The following is a 19743-nucleotide window of genomic DNA, read 5'->3' as shown; positions in this document are numbered from 1 at the left end:
GTCGAAGCGGGTCGGGCGTTCACCGCTCAATGAAGTTCCTCGGCGAGGACGACCGCGAGATTCTCCAGCATCCGATCCGCATCGCTGATCGAGAAAGTCAACGGCGGGCGGACTTTGAGTACGCTGCCGCGTGGTCCTGACGCGGAGATCAGGATGCGACGACGGCGCATGTGGTTGACCACGCGGAGCGTTGCCTCCCCGTCCGGAGTGAGCGAGTCACGGTCGGTCACGATGTCCACGCCGACGAACAATCCCGCACCACGCACCTCGGCGATCTGTTCGTAGTCGGCGGCCAGTTTGGTGATCTCGGACTGGATGTGGTCGCCGACTGTGTCGGCGTTGTCGATGAGACCCTCGTCGTCGATCACGTCGAGTACTGCCTGGGCGGCTGCGATGGATACCGAATTGCCGCCGAAGGTGTTGAAGTACCGGATGTTGCGGCCGAACTCCACGAGCAGTTCCGGGCGAAACGCGGCTGCGGCGATGGGAATGCCGTTGCCCATGGGCTTGCCGGTCGTCATGATGTCGGGGACCACACCGTGTCGCTGAAAACCCCACCAGTGCCGGCCAGTGCGCCCAAAACCTGGTTGGACCTCGTCGGCGATGAACAGCCCGCCAGCATCGTGCACCTCTTCGAGGATTGGTCGCAGGAATCCGGCGGGATCGGCGTAGATACCGTCCGAGGAGAAGATCGTATCGGCGATGAATGCAGCCACCCCGAAACCGTGGCGATGCAGGTCGGAGATGGCTTCTCGGATCTCTAGGCGCATGCCGGCAGCCACGTCGTCGCCACGCCGGAGACGATCGGGTGCGCTGATCGTGCGCACGTGCGGCCCCAGCGGGACGCCGACGCCCAGGGACGGTGAGAAGGCCGACACATCGGAGGTGAGACCGTGGTACGCCCCGGCCGTAACGATGATGCCCTGGTTCCCGGTGTAGTACCGGGCCACCCGCATGGCGAGATCGTTGGCTTCAGAACCCGTGCACGTGAACATGACGTGCCCGAGTTCGACCGGCATCGTGCCCAGGAACTGCTGGCTGTAGCTAAGGATCGACTGCTGGATGTACCGGGTGTTGGTGTTCAGCGTCGAGAGCTGTCGGTGTACGGCCTCGACGACGTAGGGGTGGCAGTGCCCGACGCTGGTGACGTTGTTGTAGACGTCGAGGTAGTCGTTGCCGTCGGCGTCGTAGAGCAATGTGCCCGCGCCGCGCACGATTTCGACCGGCTCCTCGTAGAAGAGTCGATATCCGGGCCCGAGGAGACGTTCCCGTTCGCCGACCTGCTGACGTGTTCGAGGGGGCAGCCGGTCGATGTGTGACGAGTCGAAGCCGTTCACCATCGGCTCGGAGGCTTTGGGCGTGAAGGCCTTGGTCACGGTCATTCCCCTTCTGTTGGATGCACTGGGTGGGCGGTGGCTGCCAACATGGCTTCGACGGTGGGTGTGGCAACCGACACCGCGCAGCGCAGCCTGGCCCAATCGAGCGCCGAGTGTGATAGTCCGTAGTCTCGGGTGTGCGGATGGGTGGCGGCGCGCCAGCCGTAGACCAACGCGCGCAGGAGAAGTCGCGCGGGGCCGGTGATGGCCAGCAGTGCGACATCACTGTCGGCCAATGGTCGCACCGCCCGGTAGCCTCGCACGACGTCCAGCGCGCTGGCCCATGGTCGTCGTGCGTGGATGCCGATCTGGTTGGCCACCGCGACGCTGAGTTCGAACACGGTCGGGCTGCGGACCACATCACCGAAATCGATTATCCCCGTGACGAACTGCTCACTCGTCGGATCGACGACGACGTTGAAGGGGCTGAAGTCACCGTGGATCATCTGGGTCTCGAGGGCGGCGATCCGGGGGGTGACGACTGCGTCGAACTGATCGAAGATCCGAGTCGCCATCTTCATGTCGTCGCGATCGGTGACCCACTCGAGCAGCGGTCTCGTGTGGGAGAAGTTCTTGAGATCCCAGATCAATAGCCTGGACTCGTCGGGGTGCGCGAAGTCGCTGAGTGCGCAATCCAATCGGGCCAACATCGCACCGACACCTGCGAATTGGGCAGGCGTCGGATCGACCGTCGCAAGAAGACTGCCGTCGAGGTAGCTCAGCACACGCAGGATGCGGTCGTCTCCGACTGGATCGACGATGGTGAATTCGACTTGGCCGTGCACCCCGCGAATCAACCGCTGGACGGGGATCGGCCCTGCGTAGTTCTCCAGATGCCGCATGACCGCGGACTGCAGATTGACGATCTTGGGGCTCTCCGACGCTGGCGCGATCTTGACGAGGAATCGACCGCTGGCGCCGTCGAGGCGAAACGTGTCGTCCTTCTCGGTGGGAATGCGAGTCAACCGGCCCGTCAGGTCATAGAGCCGGTGCAGTTCGCCTGCGAGCTGCTGCTCGGGGAACGCGTGGGCACTGGACTCGAGCCCACTCTCCTGCGCGATCTGCGCGAGGACGTCCGAGCCGGCGATCACGGCGTCGCCTCCTGGTACGGACCCAGCCGCGTGCAGTGCGGCTGCAGGGCGGCGCGGCAGTCGCCGGTGACGTTGAGCATCCGAGATCTGTTCCTTTGCGCTGAGGACACGCCAAACGGCTATCGATGCGTGATGTCGAGCTGGGCCTCGATCGGGGCGATCGAGGCTGCGACTGGGTGAAACAACTGTAGAACATTAGAGCAGACGAGTCTAGTTGCGTTACGGTTGAGCGTCCGTGACATCGACGGTGTTGAACAGTTGTACGCTGGCGACATGTCGGTAGCAGATCGCATCCAGATCGTCGGGCGCAGCACTTCGCAACAGATCGCCGACGGCTTGATGGACATGATCCTCGAGGGAGAACTCAAGCCGGGCGAGCGCATCAGGGAAAGCGTCATCGCCGATCAGTTGGGAATATCACGCAACACGGTTCGCGAGGCCGTGCGACTTCTGCAGGGCACGGGACTGGTTCGCTACGTCTTCAACCGCGGCCTGGCAGTCTGGGACCCCTCCGACGAGGAGGTCCTGGACATCTACCGCGCACGGCTCCATCTGGAGACGGCCGCCGCGGCCTCGGTGGGATACGACACCGACCTCACGCCCCTGAACGCCGCGATGGACGCCCTCAAGGCGGCGATGTCGACCGAGGATCCGCGCTTGATCGTCGAGAAAGACCTCGATATCCACCGTGCCATCGTGGGACTGATGAACAGCCCTCGGTTGAACAAGTTCTACGACGAGCTACTCGGCGACCTTCGATACTTCCTCCTCATCCTCTCCCTGGATCACCACGAGTACGAAAGCGGCTCGACTCTGGAGGAAGAGCATCAGCGGATCGTCTCGGCCTTTGCCTCTCGCGATCCCGAACTGGCGCGCTCCACGATCGCCGAGATCATCACCGAGAACCGCGACGAGGTGCGCAAGATCCTGGCCGCTCGCGCCGCCGGCTGACGCGCCGCGCCCGCCCTTCCGTTGGCCCAGCTCCGTTGCGGTCTCTCGAGGCGCGTCGTCGCGCGCCCTCGGTGCGAAATCGCACGATGACCCGAGGCGGGTGCCCCCAGCCATCCGGAACGTGTTCCGACGGGAATTCAGCGTCTCATCTTGCGCCCACTATCTACCTATGCTTAAGTCCATCATGTCAACTGTTCAACACTAGGACATGATGCACCGCCTAGATCGTGGCGGTTCCAGTCGGGAGAATCTCACATGGCAGACGGCCATCTCATGTACATCGCGGGCGAGCACGTGCCCGCCGCCAGCGGAGCGACCGAAGCGGTCATCAACCCCGCCGACGACACGGAGATTGCAACGGTTCCCCTCGGCGACGCGACCGACGTGGATCGTGCCGTCACCGCGGCAGAGCGCGCGTTCGACGACTGGGCTGCCACTACGCCCGGCAAACGTGCCGAGTTGCTACTGAAGCTCGCCGACCGGTTGGAGGCCCACGCCGAAGAATTCGCGCAGTTGGAGTCCCAGAACGTCGGCAAGCCCATCGCGGTGGCCCGCGACGAGGTGCCCTTCGGCGTCGACAACATGCGATTCTTCGCCGGCGCCGCTCGCGTGCTGGAGGGTCGCGCCGCCGGTGAATACTCCCCCACCCACACCAGCATCATCCGACGAGATCCGCTCGGGGTCGTGGGTAGCGTCGCGCCCTGGAACTTCCCACTCGTCATGGCCATCTGGAAGATTTGCCCAGCGCTCGTGACGGGAAACACGTTGGTGCTCAAACCCAGTGAGCAGACTCCGTTGACCACACTGCGGTTGGCCGAACTCGCGGCGGATCTGTTTCCACCCGGAGTCTTCAACGTCGTCACCGGCCACGGTGACACCGTCGGCGCTGCCTTGACGTCGCACCCGCGAGTGCGGATGAGCTCGCTGACCGGTGACACTGCCACGGGCAAGGTCGTCGCCCGCGCCGCCGCCGGCAACCTCAAGCGGCTGCACCTCGAATTGGGCGGCAAGGCACCGGTTCTGGTGTTCGACGACTGCGATGCCGAACTCGCCATCACCAAGATCTGCGAAGGCGGCTACGGCAACTCCGGGCAAGACTGCATGGCCGCATCGCGGGTGTACATCGCCGACGGAATCTACGACGAATTCGTCACCGAACTCAGCCGCGCCGTCTCGAAGGTCGCGATGGGTGATCCAGCGCTGGAGTCCACCGAGATGGGCCCGGTGATCTCCGAACGCCAACGCGACCGGGTGGCGGGCTTCGTGGAGCGGGCGGTCGCAGGCGGACCGGCCACCCTCGCCGTCGGCGGACCCGGCAACGGACCCGGCTTCTGGTACCAGCCATCGCTGGTGGTCGATGCCGCACAAGACTCCGAGATCGTGCAGAGGGAAGTCTTCGGTCCAGTCGTCACCACCACCCGATTCAGCGACGAGGCACAGGCCTTCGCATGGGCCAACGACGTCGAATACGGCTTGGCCGCATCGGTGTTCACCAGGGACGTCGGCCGCGCGATGCGGGCGGCCCGCAAGCTCCAGTTCGGCACGGTGTGGATCAACGACCACTTGCCGATCGTCTCCGAAATGCCGCACGGCGGCTTCAAGCAATCCGGCCACGGCAACGACATGTCGATCTACTCCGTCGAGGAATACACCAAGATCAAACACATCATGATCAACCTCGAATCCTGAAGATCCCGACCACCTTTGGAGCCTCCACGATGACCGCACCAAGCCGCTCCGTCGTAGCGGTGAACCTTTTCTCGATGCTGCCCGGTGTCGACCCGGCCGACTTCGAACGATTCTCCACCGACGTGGACCGGCCGACATGCCTGGCCCACACCGACATCGTTACGCGGTTCGAAGCATTTCGCGTCGACGAGGCACCCGACGGGGCCCCGGCGGACATCCTGGAAGTCATGGTGGTCAGCGACTGGGTGGCGTGGGAGCAACTGCGAGACGACCACCCCTCGATGAAACCCGTCACCGACGGCTTCAACGCACTCGTCGATCCGGCTACCGTGCGCACCTACTTCACCCACGTCATCCCTGGAGAGTCCCAATGAGCAACGGCACCACCTACGACGCGATCATCATCGGCGCCGGTCACAACGGTCTGATCACCGCTGGATACCTAGCCCGCGCGGGTAAGAAGGTCCTGGTCGTCGAAGCCCGCGACGTGGTGGGCGGCGCGTGTACCAGCGAGGAACTGATCCCCGGCGCCACCTGGTCGTCGTGTGCCTTCATCGCCAGCCTGCTGCGCCCCGAGATCATCGCCGACCTCGAACTCGAGCGCTTCGGCCTGCAGATGTACCAGACCGAGGCCAACGAGGTCAGCATCTTCCCCGATGGCAGTCACTTGTTCGTGTGGAAGGACATGGACAAGACCCTCAAGGAGATCGAGAAGTTCTCCAAGAGCGACGCCGGCGCCTTCCTGGACTTCGGCTTGCGGGTGAAGAAGTTCGCCTCCATCCTGACGCCCTTCCTGATGTCCCCGGCACCGAGTCGCTCGCAGGTGCTCGCCGCGTTCGAGGCTGCCGGCGCCGAGGACCTGTTCAACGAAATGGTGCTGTTGTCCACCAAGGACCTGTTGGACCGCTACTTCGAGAACGAACACATCAAGGGTCTCTTCACCTTCTTCGGGATGATCTCGGTCTGGGGCGGGCCGTCCACGCCCGGCACCGGCTATGTCTACGGCCACCACTCCGTCGGTGAGTTCAAGGGCACTCTCGGGCAGTGGGGGTTCGTGAAGGGCGGAATGGGCGGCATCACTCAGGCGATGGCCCGCAGCGCCGAGGCCCACGGCGCCGAGATCCGACTCAAGTCACCGGTCGAACGGGTCGTACTCACCAAGGGCGAGGCCACTGGGGTTCGACTCACCAGCGGCGAGATCATCTCCGCGCGCGCGATCATCTCCAATGCCGACCCCCAACGTTCCATGCTGCAACTGCTGCCCGAGGGCGCCATCGACGCGAAGCTCAAGACGACACTGCAGGACTACGACGCCCGCGGCTCGATGGCCCGTATTCACCTGCTGATCGACGAGCTACCCGACTACATTGGATTCCCGGCCGGCGAGTTCGGCCCACAACATCAGGCGCAGGCGATCATGGGCGCCTCGATCGAGAACTTCGAGCGCGCTTGGGAAGCGGAACGCCGCGGCGAGATTCCCGAGGACTTCGTCATCGAAGCCGTCATTCAATCGACCCACGACGACACCCTCGCACCCAGGGGCAAGCACACCATGACCCTTGGCGTACAACAGCTTCCGTTTGAACTGGCTGGTACCGATTGGGATTCGTTCCGTGATGAATGGGCCGATCGCGTGCTGGAGGTGCTGTTCCGCTACGCCCCGAACCTACGCGGGCACATCCTCGAGCGAGTGATCATCACCCCGAAGGACCTCGAGCGCGACTATGGCCTGACTGGCGGCAACATCTTCCACGGCGCCATGTTCTTCGACCAGCTATTCAACAATCGGCCCACCCCGGAGCTGGCCGACTACCGCACCACCGTCGGCAACTACTACCTCTGCGGCTCAGGCACCCACCCCGGTGGCGGTGTGATGGGAGCAAACGGCCACAACGCCGCTCAGGTCGTCATCGCCGACCTCGATGGCACGCCCGCTCCCACTGCGCAACGCGTCGGGCCGGCACCGAAGGCGGGTGTCGTCGACCGGGCGATGGAGACCGTGATGAGCACCAAGACCGGCAAGAAACTCGGCTACACCGTCGCAAGTAGCCCCGCGCTTCGCAAGGTCGTCAAGTTCGCCGCCCGAAGCAAATCCACCCGCTGACCTCATCGAAAGAGGACCCGCCATGCTCCATCGAGACGAACCCCAATCGCTGGCCACCGCCAAGGACGCACCGGACGGTTCAGCGGGATTGGCGCGCAACCAGATCGGTGTGCTCGGCATCGTGTTCTTCGTCGTCGCCGCCGCAGCACCGCTAACGGTGGTAGTGGCACTCTTTCCGGTCATCATCGGCTCTGGCAACGGAATTGGCATCGCCGGCACATTCGTCGTCGTCGCTCTGGTGCTCACCGTCTTCGCAGTCGGCTACGTCGCCATGAGCAAGCACATCACCAACGCCGGAGCCTTCTACGCCTTCATCACCCGAGGCCTCGGCCGGCCCCTGGGACTCGGGTCTGCTTCGCTGGCAATCTTTGCTTACAACGCAATCCAACTTGGCGTCATCGGCGGGTTCGGATACTACGCAGCCGAATTCGCCTCCACGCACACCGGTATCGACATTCCGTGGTGGGTGTTCTCCTTCATCGCCATGGGGGCGTCGCTGTTCCTGGGCGTTCGGCAGATCCACGCCGGCGCCCGGGTGCTCGCCGTCCTGCTCACCTTGGAGACCGCGATCATCCTGATCCTCAACGTCGGCATCCTGGTCAATTCGCCGACACCGATCAGTGATTACTCATTCGAACCCTTCGCTCCGTCCGCGATATTCGCCGGCGCGATCGGTGTCGCGCTGATGTTCGCCCACGCTTCATTCATCGGATTCGAAGGCACCGCCATCTACGGTGAAGAAGCCAAGGACCCCAAGCGCACCATCCCCCGCGCCACCTACGCGTCGGTGATCTTCATGGGTGTCTTCTACGCCGTCACCGCCTTCCTCATCGTCAACGCCGTCGGCGTCGGCAACATCGCCGGCCTCGCCGAGACCGAAGGCGGCAATCTGGTCTTCGCGGTCAGCGACAGCGTGCTCGGTCGCGCGGGAACGGAGGCCTTCCAACTGCTGGTGATCACCAGCCTATTCGCGGCGATACTCACCTTCCACAACAACGTCGCCCGCTACCTGTATTCGCTTGGGCGCCAGGGCGTCATCTGGTCGCGATTGGGCACCACCCACCCGATCCGCCAGTCACCCGCGATTGCGTGCTACGTCCAAATCGGCATGGTCGCAGCCGTGGTGGCCATCTTCGCCATTCTCGGACTGGATCCCTACACCACACTGTTCACCTGGTGGACCGGTGTCGGCGCCGCGGGGATCATCCTGCTGCAGACCATCGCCAGCGTCGCCATCTTCGTCTTCTTCCGCCGTTCCAATGTCGACAAACGACCCTGGAACACCTTCATCGCACCTCTGCTCGGCATCGCAGGCCTGATGCCGTTCCTCTGGTACGCGGTAACGGGGATGGACGTACTCCTTGGTGGCGGCGGTTGGCTGCAGTTCACCTTCACGGTCATGCTGTTCGCATCTCTCGCTGTCGGCATCGTCGGCGCGTACATCATCAAAGCCCGGTCACCGCAACGCTACGAGCAGCTGAACTCGACACTAGGTGACCGCGTCTAGATTGGCCGGAACCGTCGGTGAAAGGTGTGAAACCTGCTGGTTGGTACTCCTGCGGACCAGCCCGATCGGTGGGTGCGGGGACAGAACCTGAGCCACACCTTCGAACCATCTGGACCAGAAACGCGTATTCATCGAGACTGATCTGGTGAACGAGGAGGTTCTCATGCCCACATTCCCCGCCCTTACCCATGTCGCGCTCACCGTCCGGGACCTGTCCGTCAGCGGGCCCTGGTATCGCGAGCTCATCGGCCTCGACCCGGTGCTCGACGAGGACACCGACGCGGGTTTCCGCCACGTCGTCTGGGCGTTGCCCGGTGACACGCTGTTCGGGATCCACCAGCACGACCGGTCCGCGCCGGACGGGGACTTCAGCGAGTTCCGCGTCGGCCTCGACCACGTCGCCTTCGCGTGTGCATCCCGCGCCGAGTTGGAGGAGTGGGCGGCCCGCCTCGACGAGCTGGGCATCGAGCACGGCGGCGTCGTCGATGCGCATTACGGGTCGGGCCTGAGCTTCCGCGACCCCGACGGGTCGGCTCTGGAGTTCTTCGCGCCGCCTGCGGAGGGTTAGGCCTCGCCCGCCGAGTCGTCGTCCGAGCCGGCCATCAGGACGTTCCACGCCTCGCGGCGCCTGCGGTCCTGGACCTCCTTGCGCCACTGGGTGCCGCGCTGGCTGAACGTGCCCTCGGCGGCCAGCTCGGCGATCTCGGTGATGCGCCTGCCGAGCACCAGCGCCTCGCCGATGGTCATCGTGAGCAGGACACCTGCCCGGTCGCCATCCGGCCGGCCCACCGGGTCGACGACGATTCTGGCGGTCTCGGCCCGCCCGTCGGCGTCGTCCGTCCAGGGTGGAGTGGAGTAGACCTCGGGCACCCCGTCCTCGTCGTTCACGGTCAGCTGCACGTACATGGGGTCAACGTTAGCTGCTCACGCGGTGACACCGTGACTGATGATGGCGGCGGTCTGCTGCACCCAGGCCTCGTCCAGCTCGCCCTCGGGGTCGAGGAGCAGTCGCAGAAGCGTTGCCCCGCCGATGATCTCGATGAGCCGTTCGGGGTCGACGTCGGCGCGCACCTCGCCGCGCCCGACGCCGTGCACCAGGCGCTCGCCGACGACGGCGAACAGGTTGGTGAAGCGGCCCATCACCCTGGCGTTCAGATCCGGGTCGGCGGCCATGTCGGCGATCAGCCCGGGTAGCGCGGCCCGCACGACAGGGCTGGTGAACACGTCACGGGCGGCCGCCACCATGGCCCGCACGTCACCGGCGATGTCCCCCTCGGGGGTGCTCAGCGCGGTGGGGGCCGTCGGGAAGGCGGCTTCGTGGACGAGTTCGGCCTTGCTGGACCACCGGCGATACAGGGCCGTCTTGGTGGTTCCCGCGCGTTCGGCCACGGCGGCCATCGTGAGGTTCGCGTAGCCGACGCGGACGAGCAGATCCGCCGTCGCACCGAGGATGGCCGCGTCGATGCGCGGGTCGCGCGGACGGCCGGCGGAAGGGGTCTCGACAAGCTGGTGCGGTTCTGCTTTCATAACGCTACTCACCGTATCGTAATTGCGCCGAAGGGGTAGCTCGTGGCCAACGAACCGGCTGTCGAAGACGTCAGCCGCCTCCAACGCTCCGCACGGGACATCACCACGCTGCCGTCGGTGATGTCGCAGTGGCTCGCCACCGTGATGCCGGGCGGCCCGACGCCCGAGGTGACCGTCGAGAGCGGCATCGACGCGAACGGCATGTCCTCGGAGACGATCGTCCTGACCGGCAAGTGGGAGCAGGACGGCCGGCCCGCCGAGCAGAAGTGGGTGGCCCGGGTGGCCCCCAGCGCCGCCGACGTGCCAGTGTTTCCGACCTACCGGCTGGATCACCAGTTCGACGTCATCCGGCTGGTCGGCGAGCTGACCGACGTGCCGGTCCCCCGGGTCCGCTGGATGGAGGACACGGGCGAGGTCCTCGGCACCCCGTTCTTCCTGATGGACCACGTCGATGGGATCGTGCCGCCCGACGTGATGCCCTACACGTTCGGCGGCAATTGGTTCGCCGACGCGCCGCCGGAGCGACGACGCGAACTACAGGACGCCACGGTCGAGGTGCTGGCCAAGCTGCACTCGATTCCCGACGCGGAGAAGACCTTTGGCTTCCTGTCCGAGGTCGATCCCCCTGGCGACTCCCCGCTGCGCAGGCACTTCGGCTGGCTCAAGGACTGGTACGAGTTCGCCGTGCCCGACATCGGACGCTCGCCTCTGGTCGAACGCGTGCTGTCGTGGCTGGAGGACAACTTCCCGGCCGACGTCGCGGCCTCACCGCCGGTGTTGGCGTGGGGTGACTCACGCGTCGGCAACGTGCTCTACCAGGACTTCCGTCCGGTCGCGGTACTCGACTGGGAGATGGCCACCGTCGGACCGCGCGAGCTCGACGTGTCGTGGATCATATTTGCGCATATGGTCTTTCAAGAGCTTGCCGGACTGGCGGGCCTCCCCGGCCTGCCCGACGTGATGCGCGAGGAGGACGTCCGTTCCACCTACCGTGCACTGACCGACATCGAACTGGGCGACCTGAAGTGGTTCTACCTCTACTCCGGGGTGATCTGGTGCTGCGTGTTCATGCGGACCAGCGCTCGGCGGGTGCACTTCGGGGAGATCGAGAAACCCGAGGACGTCGAGTCGCTGTTCTATCACGCCTCACTGCTGCGCCGGCTGATCGGAGACGAATGATGCTCGGGCCAATGGACGAATTCCCGGTCCACCAGCTACCGCAACCGATCGCGTGGCCGGGATCGTCGGACCGCAACTTCTACGACCGGTCCTACTTCAACGCCCATGACCGCACCGGGGACGTCTTCCTGATCACGGGCATCGGTTACTACCCGAACCTCGGCGTCAAGGACGCGTTCGTGTTGATCAGGCGCGGTGACGAGCAGACCGCGGTGCACCTCTCGGGGGCCATCGACCAGGATCGGCTCAACCAGCACGTGCTGAACTACCGGGTCGAGGTCACCGACCCGCTGCGCTCGCTGCGCATCGTCATGGACGAAACCCAGGGCGTCGCACTCGATCTGACGTGGAACGGGCTCTTCGACGTGGTGCAGGAACAACGACACGTCTTGCGGGCGGGTACCCGGGTCACGCTCGACGCGCAACGCTTCGCGCAGCTCGGCTCCTGGAGCGGCTCGATCGCGATCGACGGCACCGACATTCGCGTCGACGCGTCGGTGTGGATCGGGTCCAGGGACCGGTCCTGGGGCATCCGGCCGATCGGCGAGTCGGAACCCGCTGGGCGCCCTGCGGATCCGCCGTTCGAGGGCATGTGGTGGCTGTACGTGCCGATGGCGTTCGACGACTTCTCGATCGTGCTGATCATCCAGGAGGACCCCAGCGGCTTCCGCTCGCTGAACGACTGCACGCGGATCTGGAAGGACGGTCGGGTCGAGCAGTTGGGCTGGCCGCGGGTCAAGATCCACTACACGTCGGGCACGCGCATCCCCACCGGTGCGACCATCGACGCCACCGCGCAGAACGGCGTACCGGTGCGCTTCGAGGTGGAGTCGAAACTGCCGGTCCCGATTCACGTCGGCGGCGGCTATGGCGGTGACTCCGACTGGATTCACGGCGTGTGGAAGGGCGACGAGTTCACCGAACGCCTGACCTACGACATGACCGATCCCGCGATCGTGGGGCGCGCCGGCTTCGGCGTGATCGACCACGTCGGTCGCGCGGTGTGCACCGAGGCCAACGGGGCCCCCGTCGAGGGCTGGGGGCTGTTCGAGCACGGCGCGCTTGGCCGTCACGACCCGTCCGGCTTCAAGGACTGGCTCACCGTCGCCGACTGAACGGGGAATCGCCGGCGATCGACCGTCGGCGCACGACGGCCACTTTCTGCACCGTGGTCGCGATGAGGTGCTCCCGCATGCCCAGGGGGCATGAAGAAGGGGCATCCGCTTCCGGATGCCCCTTCTTCTGCGCTTGGGTCAGCGGCCGTTGCCGACGGTCGAGGTGACCGTGCCCACGGTGGCACGCTGCTGGATGTCGTTGATCCACTGGTGGTGGTCGATGTCCGCGCTGGCGGGGGCGGCCAAGCCGAACAGGGCGGCGGCGAAACCAGAGACGACGATGCTCGCGATGCTGAACTTCTTCATGATGATCCCTCTCCTTCGGGCCGACGTTCCGGCCGGACTGAGGGGTGTAACGGTGTGCGTCAAGGGTTTTAGTTCCGATGGCAGAAATTGAACGACGGGTGGCAGCAATCGTCCGGCGATGCCGCAGAATGACGTGATGCGCGACACCGTTGGGCCCGATCCTCAGTACGACGTCTTCGCCGACGAATTCGCCGAGCATGCCCGCGACGGCCTGTTCAACGCGCACTACGACCGTCCGGCGTGCCTCGCCCTGCTCGGTGACGTGACCGGCGCCACCGTGCTCGACGCGGCGTGCGGACCCGGGCTCTACGCCGACGAGCTGACGGCCCGCGGTGCCAGCGTGATCGGGTTCGATCAAAGCCCGCGGATGACCGAGCTGGCCCGCCAGCGTGTGCCGACGGGCCGGTTTCGCGTGCACGACCTGGCCGAACCGCTCGGCTGGCTGGCCGACCACTCCGTGGACGCCGTGCTGTTCGCGCTGGCCCTGGAGTACGTCGACGACCGGGTCGCCGCGCTGCGCGAGTTTCGGCGCGTGCTGCGGCCCGACGGTGCCCTAGTCCTGTCGCGGATGCATCCCACCGGTGACTGGCTCCGCCACGGCGGCAATTACTTCCAGGCCCGGGTCATCGAGGAGACCTGGAGCCGCGGATGGCACGTCCGGTATTGGCTCTCACCGTTGGAGCAAACCAGCGAGGAACTGCACGAGGCCGGCTTCCTCATCGAGCGGCTTCGAGAACCCCGCCCCACGGCACGGGCGGCCTCCATCGACCGCGAGCACTTCGACCGGCTCAACCGGGAGCCCAGCGGCTTCCTCGCCATCCGGGCGGTGCCCGATCCGCGGCGCCCGTCGCGGACGGCCGGCGGCTAGGCGGTCTGAGCCTTCTGCACTGCCTCGGGCTGGTTGGCCACCGCGGCTGGAGCGCGCCCGAACACCATCGACTCCTCGATGCGGTCGAAGCGGTGCTCGATCAGGTCGAGTACGTAGTTGTGCCGGACGTTCCACGGCCGGCGGATACCGGACTTCGGCAACGCGTGCGGAGCGCGCTGGATGTACCCCGCCTTGAGGTCGAGCGTCGGCTTCTCGGGCATCGCCACGTTGCCGAGATGCGGGTAGGCGTGCGTATAACCGCGATCATCCATGTACGCCAACAACTTCGCGAACGCGCGGGCCGTCATGTCGGCGCGCAGCGTCCATGACGCGTTGGTGTAGCCGATGCACCACGCCATGTTGGGAACGTCCTCGAGCAGGTACTCCTTGTAGACGAAGCGGTCGGCCGGATCGATCTTGACGCCGTCGACGAGGATCTCGATGCCACCCAGTGCCTGTAGCTGCAGACCGGTGGCCGTCACGATGACGTCGGCCTCGATGCGCTTGCCGGACTCGAGCGCGATGCCGGTGGCATCGACGTGATCGATGTGGTCGGTGACGACTTCGGCCCGGCCGTCGCCGATGTGGTCGAACAGGTCGTGATCGAGGACCAGGCACATGCGCTGATCCCACGGGTCGTAGCGCGGCTTGAAGTGCAGGTCGACGTCGTAGCCCTCGGGAAGAGCCGCGATGGTCCGGTTCCTGATCAGCCACCGGCCGAACTTCGGGGCCGCGCGGAACAGGAAGTACGACAGCACGGAGAAGGCAGCGTTGCGCGCACGAACCACGGCGTGGGACAGCTTGTCCGGCAGCACCTTCCGGATCGCCTGCACCATCGGATCGATCCGCGCCATCGACATCATGTACGTCGGCGAGCGCTGCAGCATGGTGACGTGGGCGGCCTTCTTCGCCAGTGCCGGCACCAGACTGATGGCCGTCGCACCGCTGCCGATCACCACGACCCGCTTACCCGTGTAGTCCAGCGACTCCGGCCAGAACTGCGGGTGCACCACCTCACCGGTGAAGTCCTCGATGCCCGGGAAGTGCGGCAGGTACGGCTCGTCGTAGTCGTAGTAGCCCGTGCCGCAGAACAGGAAGCGCCCGCGGTAGAGCTTCTCCCCCTCCCCGTCGGCACCCACCGTCCGCAGGGTCCAGGTGTCGGTGGCCGAGTCCCACTCGGCGGTCTTGACGTGGGTGCCGAACCGGATGTGCCGGTCGATGCCGTGATGGCGGGCGGCGTCGGTCAGGTAGTCACGGATGTCACCGCCGTCGGCCACGTTCTCGGGCCGCGTCCACGGCTCGAAGGGCAGGCTGAGCGTGAAGATGTCGCTGTCGGAGCGGATGCCCGGGTACCGGAAGAGGTCCCAGGTGCCACCGATGCGCTCTCGCCGCTCCAGGAGCGTGTAGCTCGACCGGGGGTTGCGCTGGTGGATCCGGTATGCCGCTCCAAGACCCGAAATGCCCGCGCCGACGATCAGCACGTCCGAGTATTCTGCCTGCTCAGCCATCGAGAACCTCCCTTGGTCCTGCCGCGTACCAGACCACGATAGGGCGTCAGGCCCGCAATGCGTCGACAATCCCCGCCAACGAGTCAACGCGCATGGGCGCCGGTTGGTAGACGCACACCCGGTCGCCCACCCCCGCCACCCGGTCGCGGATGTGCGCGGCGACCTGCGCCGGCGTCCCACATGCGGCGATGGTGTGCAGCACGTCGTCATCGATGAGTCCGCCCATCTCCTCCCAGCGGCCCTGCTTGGACAGGGCGTGCAGCTCCGGCTGCAGCTCGCCCCAGCCGTGGGCCTCCAGCACCGGCCGGTAGGCGGGCGTCGACCCGTAGAACGCCAGCAGCTGGCGGGCCGAGCGGTGCTGCGGGTCCTCGTCGGCGATCGAGACGATGACCTCGGGGACGACGACGAAGTCCTCGCGAGTGCGGCCCGATGCCGCGAGTCCCTCGTCGACCATCTTCATGGTGACGTCGTGGAGGAATCGCTTCGAACCGAACGGCATCACCAGCAGCCCGTCGGCGACCTCGGCGGTGGCCCGGGTCAGGCGCGGTCCGAGCGCCCCGACGTAGATCGGCGGAGGTCCGTGCGGGATGGACTTCGGCGTGAAGTTCGGCGTCATCAGCGTGTGCCGGTAGAACTCGCCGTGGAAGGTGAGCCGCTCCCCGGTGGTCCACGCCGCGAAGATCGCGCGCAGGGCCGCGACGAGCTCGGTCATCCTGGCAACCGGCTTGTCGAAGTCGGTGCCGAACCGCTTCTCGATCTGGGTGCGAATCTGCGTCCCGAGGCCGAGCACGAACCGGCCGTCGGCAAGCAATTGGTGATCGATGGCCTGGTGCGCGAGGTGAATCGGGTTGCGCGGGAACGCGATCGCCACGTTGGTCATCAGGTCGAGCCCACCGACCGTCGAGGCCAACGTCAACGGCGCGAAGACGTCGTGCGGCCCCTCGAAGGTGAACACTCCACTGGCGCCCGCCTCGCGCAGGGCGTGCGCCCGTTCGATCGCATCCGTCGGCCCGAACAACGCTGTCATGACCTTCACCCGTGAGAGCCTAGTCACGTGACCATCCCAGCCGGCCCCGACGTGATCGTCGTGGGCGCCGGGTTCGCCGGGCTGACCGCCGCACGCAGTCTCGTCGGACTCGGTTACGAGGTAACCGTTCTCGAGGGCCGTGACCGCGTCGGCGGCCGCTCCCACACGACCACGCTGGCCGGTGTGCCCGTCGACCTCGGCGCCACCTTCATCGGGCCGACGCAGACCGAGGTGGGACGTCTGGCGGCCGAGCTCGGTTGCCCGACCGTGCCGACCTACAACCGCGGCAAGAACCTGATCCGGTGGCGCGGCAAGGTGAGGTCCTACCGCAGCACCATCCCGAAGCTGTCCATCCTCGAACTGCTCGACGTCTCCCGCATCCAGTGGCGCTTCGAACGGTTGGCCAAGCAGGTGTCGGTCGAGCACCCGTGGACGGCGCCGACGGCACACCAGCTGGACCAGCAGACGATGGGAGGCTGGCTGCGCTCGATGCACGCGGGCGCGAGCACCCGCGACCTGATGGCGATCATGGCCCGGGTGACGTGGGGCTGCGAGCCCGCCGAGGTGTCGCTGCTGCACGCCGTGCGCTACGTCAAGGCGGCCGGTGGCATCGGACCCATGCTCGACGTCGAGGGCGGTGCGCAGCAGGATCGCTTCCCCGGCGGCACCCAGCAGATCGCGCTGCGCATGGCCGACGAGCTGGGTGAAGCGGTGCGGCTGAACAGCGTGGTCGACCGCATCGACGACGGCCCCGACGGCGTGGCGGTGCACACCGGTGCCGGCGTGCTGCGGGCACGCGCCGCCGTCGTGGCCATCGCTCCCGAACAGCGGGCCGGCATCACGTTCACCCCGGCGTTGCCCGTCGAGCACACCGGACTGGCCCGGAGCTGGCCGCTGGGCCAGTTGAGCAAGGCATACGCCGCCTACGAGATGCCGTTCTGGCGCAGTGCCGGCCAGTCGGGCGAGGCGCTGTCCGACGACGGGCCGGTGTTCATCACCTTCGACGTCAGCCCCGGTGATGACGGTCCCGGCGTCCTACTCGGCTTCACCGACGCGCGCACGTTCGATCCGCTGGATGCCGAGACCCGCCGGGCGCGGGCGCTGGACTGCTTCGCCAAACTCTTCGGCGAGGACGCGCGGCACCCGATCGACTACGTCGACCATCGCTGGGGCGCAGAGCCCTTCGCGCCGGGCGGACCCACCGCGGCGGTTCCGCCGGGGTCGTGGACGGGCTATGGGCGGTGGTTGCGCGAGCCGGCGGGCCGGATCCATTGGGCGGGCACCGAGACCGCCACCGAATGGACGGGTTTCCTCGAAGGCGCGGTGCGCTCCGGCCGGCGAGTCGCCGCCGAGATCGCCGCCGAACTGGGGCCTACGAGCTGAGCCGCCGGTTCTCGCGCACCGATGCGGCCAGGTCGCGGAGCTGGCGGTTGACCTCGTCGGGCCGTTCGAGGATCGCGCAGTGTCCGCCGGCCAGCTCGACGAAATTCGCCAGGTTCGGTGCGTCCGCGGCGATCCGTCGCGACGAACCGATGGGCAGCAGCCGGTCGTCGCGGCTGCCGATCACCAGCGTGGGCACCGTCAGGTTGCGCAACGAGATGTGCCTGGGGCCAAGGGAATCGACCAACACCCTGGCCCATCCGCCCCGGCCCGCCGGCGGCGTCGCGGCGAACAGGTCGTAGACGAAGTCGGCGATGGCGGGGTCGGCGTCGCGACCAACCGCCAGGGCGGCTACCAATCGCCTGCTCTGCTGCACCGACCCGGGGACCAGCGGCGCGGCCCCGAAGGTCTTGAGCAGCGAACCCGCCGCGCGCACCCGACCACCGACCAGCGGACGGGGCACGGGCAGGAAGTTGACGTTGCGCAGCAGGTCACCCGTGGTGGTGTTGATCAGCGCGACGGCGTCGGCGCACCGCTGCACCCGCAGCGGGTAGCGCTGCGACCACGACGTGATGGCGATGCCGCCCATGGAATGCCCCGCGATCACCGCACGCTCACCGGGCGCCAGCGCGGCGGCCAGCACGGCGTCGAGATCGGCGGCCAGGAAGTTCAGGCCGTAGCTGCCGCGGCGGCGCGGCACACCGCTGCGGCCGTGGCCCCGGTGGTCGTAGGCGATGACCCGGTGGTCGCGAGCCAGCTCGGCGATTTGATTGGCCCACACTCGAATTGCGCAGGTGATGCCGTGCGCCAGCACGATCGGGTAGCCATCCTCGGGACCGAACACCTCGGTGTGGATCCTGGTGCCGTCCGCCGATTGGACGGCCAGCGGCCGCCCCGCGGGCATCTCATCCAGCACCGGTAACCGTCTCGACCTCGTCGCCATGTCATGCTCCGATCCGCCGCGGCGCCCTTGCCAGCGGCTGCGAAATCATAACCACGCCGCGCTCAGCCAGGCATCACGACCACGGGCTTGACGGCCGCTCCGGTCTTTGCCGCGGTCCACGCGTCGCCGAAGTCGTCGAGGACGAACCGCGTCACCACCTTCTCCAGTGGCAACTCTCCACACCGGACCAGCTCCGCGAGCCGCGGGATGAACACCTGCGGGTCGCTGTCCCCCTCGACCACGCCGCGCACCCGCAGTCCCTTGGCCATGATCAGCCCGACCGGCAGGTCCGCGTTGAGGGCGCCCAACCCCACCAGCGCCAACGTGCCGCACGACCGCAGCACCGCCAGCGCCGTCGCGATGACGGCGGGCAGCGCCGTGGTGTCCACGGCAAGGGTGGGCCCACCGCCGGTCAGCTCCGGCAACTGGACGGCGACGTCGTCGACGGTCGGGTCCAACGCGGCCGTCGCACCCAATTCCATTGCCAGCGAACGCCGTTCGACGATCGGATCGACGACGACGATGGCGCGGCAGCCCGCGATCCCGGCGGCCATCACCGCCGAGATCCCGACGGCACCGGCCCCGAACACGGCCAGGGCGTCGTCCGCCCCTGCCGACATGGCCCCGAGGACGGTGCCGACGCCGGTCTGCACGCTGCAGCCAAGTGGCGCCGCCAGGGCGGGGTCGAGGGGTTCGGCCAGCACGACGGCGTTGGCGGGTCCCACGATCGCGTGGGTGGCGAAGCTGGATTGGCCGAAGAACCCACCTCGCAGTGCCACCCCGCCCAGGCTGAACGCGCTCGTCTCGTCGGCGGCGTCCCCCCGCAGGTTCAGCACCGTCGACCGCTCGCAATACGCCGGCCGCCCGGCGCCGCACGAGGCGCACCCGCCACAGCTGTCGAAGGTCAGGACGACCTGGCGGCCCGGCTCGACCCTGGCCAGGGGCCCGGCCTCCAACACGGTGCCGACGCCCTCGTGACCGAACACCATCGGAAGTTTGCGGGCGGGCCACCGCGCCGCGACGCTCACGTCGGTGTGGCAGATGCCCACCGCGTCGATGCGGACGAGCAGCTCGTCGTCGACCGGCGGGCGAACCTGGACGTTGACCAACTGCGGATCGGCCCGCTCGGCGAGCAGCACCGCGGCACGTGCATCCATCACCGGGGGATGTTA

General features: G+C 66.8%; 19 protein-coding genes. 10 read left to right on the top strand and 9 right to left on the bottom strand.

Annotated features, from left to right (window positions below):
* Positions 1-26: 26 nt before the first annotated feature.
* Positions 27-1340 (bottom strand): aspartate aminotransferase family protein, encoded by a 1314-nt coding sequence (locus tag SBI80_RS04080; protein ID WP_413232658.1) that lies wholly within the window; start codon positions 1338-1340, stop codon positions 27-29.
* 38 nt (positions 1341-1378) lie between these two features.
* Positions 1379-2467: a phosphotransferase gene (locus tag SBI80_RS04075; protein WP_318973124.1), complete on the bottom strand. Its 1089-nt coding sequence runs from the start codon at positions 2465-2467 to the stop codon at positions 1379-1381.
* Positions 2468-2740: 273 nt separating this feature from the next.
* Between SBI80_RS04075 and SBI80_RS04070 the strand changes: the two genes are divergently transcribed.
* The 6 genes from SBI80_RS04070 (at position 2741) to SBI80_RS04045 (ending at position 9286) form a co-directional block, all read left to right on the top strand.
* Positions 2741-3418, top strand: a complete 678-nt coding sequence (locus SBI80_RS04070; protein WP_318973123.1) for a GntR family transcriptional regulator — start codon at positions 2741-2743, stop codon at positions 3416-3418.
* 255 nt (positions 3419-3673) lie between these two features.
* Positions 3674-5107 (top strand): gamma-aminobutyraldehyde dehydrogenase, encoded by a 1434-nt coding sequence (locus SBI80_RS04065; protein WP_318973122.1) that lies wholly within the window; start codon positions 3674-3676, stop codon positions 5105-5107.
* A gap of 29 nt (positions 5108-5136) precedes the next feature.
* The gene (locus tag SBI80_RS04060) at positions 5137-5481 is read left to right on the top strand and encodes a RedY/HapK family protein (RefSeq protein WP_318973121.1); all 345 of its coding nucleotides are present in this window, start codon (positions 5137-5139) and stop codon (positions 5479-5481) included.
* Positions 5478-7211 carry a phytoene desaturase family protein gene (locus SBI80_RS04055; protein WP_318973120.1) on the top strand — a complete coding sequence of 578 codons (1734 nt, stop codon included), beginning with the start codon at positions 5478-5480 and terminating at the stop codon, positions 7209-7211. The genes SBI80_RS04060 and SBI80_RS04055 overlap by 4 nt, the downstream gene beginning before the upstream one ends.
* 22 nt (positions 7212-7233) lie before the next feature.
* Positions 7234-8718 (top strand): APC family permease, encoded by a 1485-nt coding sequence (locus tag SBI80_RS04050; protein WP_318973119.1) that lies wholly within the window; start codon positions 7234-7236, stop codon positions 8716-8718.
* Between the two features lie 163 nt (positions 8719-8881).
* Positions 8882-9286 carry a VOC family protein gene (locus SBI80_RS04045; RefSeq protein WP_318973118.1) on the top strand — a complete coding sequence of 135 codons (405 nt, stop codon included), beginning with the start codon at positions 8882-8884 and terminating at the stop codon, positions 9284-9286.
* On the opposite strand, the gene SBI80_RS04040 is transcribed toward SBI80_RS04045, so the two are convergent.
* The gene (locus tag SBI80_RS04040) at positions 9283-9624 is read right to left on the bottom strand and encodes a hypothetical protein (RefSeq protein WP_318973117.1); all 342 of its coding nucleotides are present in this window, start codon (positions 9622-9624) and stop codon (positions 9283-9285) included. The two genes, SBI80_RS04045 and SBI80_RS04040, sit on opposite strands and share 4 nt — an antisense overlap.
* 18 nt (positions 9625-9642) lie before the next feature.
* A complete protein-coding gene (locus SBI80_RS04035; RefSeq protein WP_318973116.1) occupies positions 9643-10245 on the bottom strand; it encodes a TetR/AcrR family transcriptional regulator in 603 nt (200 codons plus the stop codon).
* Positions 10246-10287: 42 nt separating this feature from the next.
* Here SBI80_RS04035 and SBI80_RS04030 point away from each other — a divergent pair, with 42 nt between their 5' ends.
* Together SBI80_RS04030 and SBI80_RS04025 are read left to right on the top strand one after the other, a co-directional pair.
* Positions 10288-11424 carry a phosphotransferase family protein gene (locus SBI80_RS04030; protein WP_318973115.1) on the top strand — a complete coding sequence of 379 codons (1137 nt, stop codon included), beginning with the start codon at positions 10288-10290 and terminating at the stop codon, positions 11422-11424.
* On the top strand, positions 11424-12539 hold the full coding sequence (locus SBI80_RS04025) for an Rv3169 family protein (RefSeq protein ID WP_318973114.1): 1116 nt from the start codon (positions 11424-11426) through the stop codon (positions 12537-12539). Before SBI80_RS04030 ends, SBI80_RS04025 begins: the two co-directional genes overlap by 1 nt.
* 138 nt (positions 12540-12677) lie before the next feature.
* On the opposite strand, the gene SBI80_RS04020 is transcribed toward SBI80_RS04025, so the two are convergent.
* Positions 12678-12845 carry a hypothetical protein gene (locus SBI80_RS04020; protein WP_318973113.1) on the bottom strand — a complete coding sequence of 56 codons (168 nt, stop codon included), beginning with the start codon at positions 12843-12845 and terminating at the stop codon, positions 12678-12680.
* A gap of 118 nt (positions 12846-12963) precedes the next feature.
* Here SBI80_RS04020 and SBI80_RS04015 point away from each other — a divergent pair, with 118 nt between their 5' ends.
* The gene (locus SBI80_RS04015; protein ID WP_318973112.1) at positions 12964-13713 is read left to right on the top strand and encodes a class I SAM-dependent methyltransferase; all 750 of its coding nucleotides are present in this window, start codon (positions 12964-12966) and stop codon (positions 13711-13713) included.
* On the opposite strand, the gene SBI80_RS04010 is transcribed toward SBI80_RS04015, so the two are convergent.
* Both SBI80_RS04010 and SBI80_RS04005 read right to left on the bottom strand, forming a co-directional pair.
* Entirely contained in the window at positions 13710-15221 is a 1512-nt protein-coding gene (locus SBI80_RS04010; protein WP_318973111.1) for a flavin-containing monooxygenase, read from the bottom strand. The genes SBI80_RS04015 and SBI80_RS04010 overlap by 4 nt on opposite strands.
* A 46-nt stretch (positions 15222-15267) precedes the next feature.
* Positions 15268-16248, bottom strand: a complete 981-nt coding sequence (locus tag SBI80_RS04005) for a TIGR03617 family F420-dependent LLM class oxidoreductase (RefSeq protein WP_318973676.1) — start codon at positions 16246-16248, stop codon at positions 15268-15270.
* 27 nt (positions 16249-16275) lie between these two features.
* On the opposite strand from SBI80_RS04005, the gene SBI80_RS04000 reads away from it, so the two are divergent.
* Complete coding sequence (locus SBI80_RS04000; RefSeq protein ID WP_318973110.1) at positions 16276-17631, top strand: flavin monoamine oxidase family protein; 1356 nt, start codon at positions 16276-16278, stop codon at positions 17629-17631.
* On the opposite strand, the gene SBI80_RS03995 is transcribed toward SBI80_RS04000, so the two are convergent.
* Positions 17621-18571: an alpha/beta fold hydrolase gene (locus SBI80_RS03995; protein WP_413232625.1), complete on the bottom strand. Its 951-nt coding sequence runs from the start codon at positions 18569-18571 to the stop codon at positions 17621-17623. The genes SBI80_RS04000 and SBI80_RS03995 overlap by 11 nt on opposite strands.
* Before the next feature lie 62 nt (positions 18572-18633).
* Positions 18634-19728 (bottom strand): NAD(P)-dependent alcohol dehydrogenase, encoded by a 1095-nt coding sequence (locus SBI80_RS03990; protein ID WP_318973674.1) that lies wholly within the window; start codon positions 19726-19728, stop codon positions 18634-18636.
* Positions 19729-19743: the final 15 nt, after the last annotated feature.

This window comes from Mycolicibacterium sichuanense (assembly GCF_033741125.1).
In the GTDB taxonomy this organism is placed as follows: Bacteria; Actinomycetota; Actinomycetes; order Mycobacteriales; family Mycobacteriaceae; genus Mycobacterium.
The sequence above is the reverse complement of the archived record's forward strand: the minus strand, read 5'-3'. Positions and strand labels throughout refer to the sequence as shown.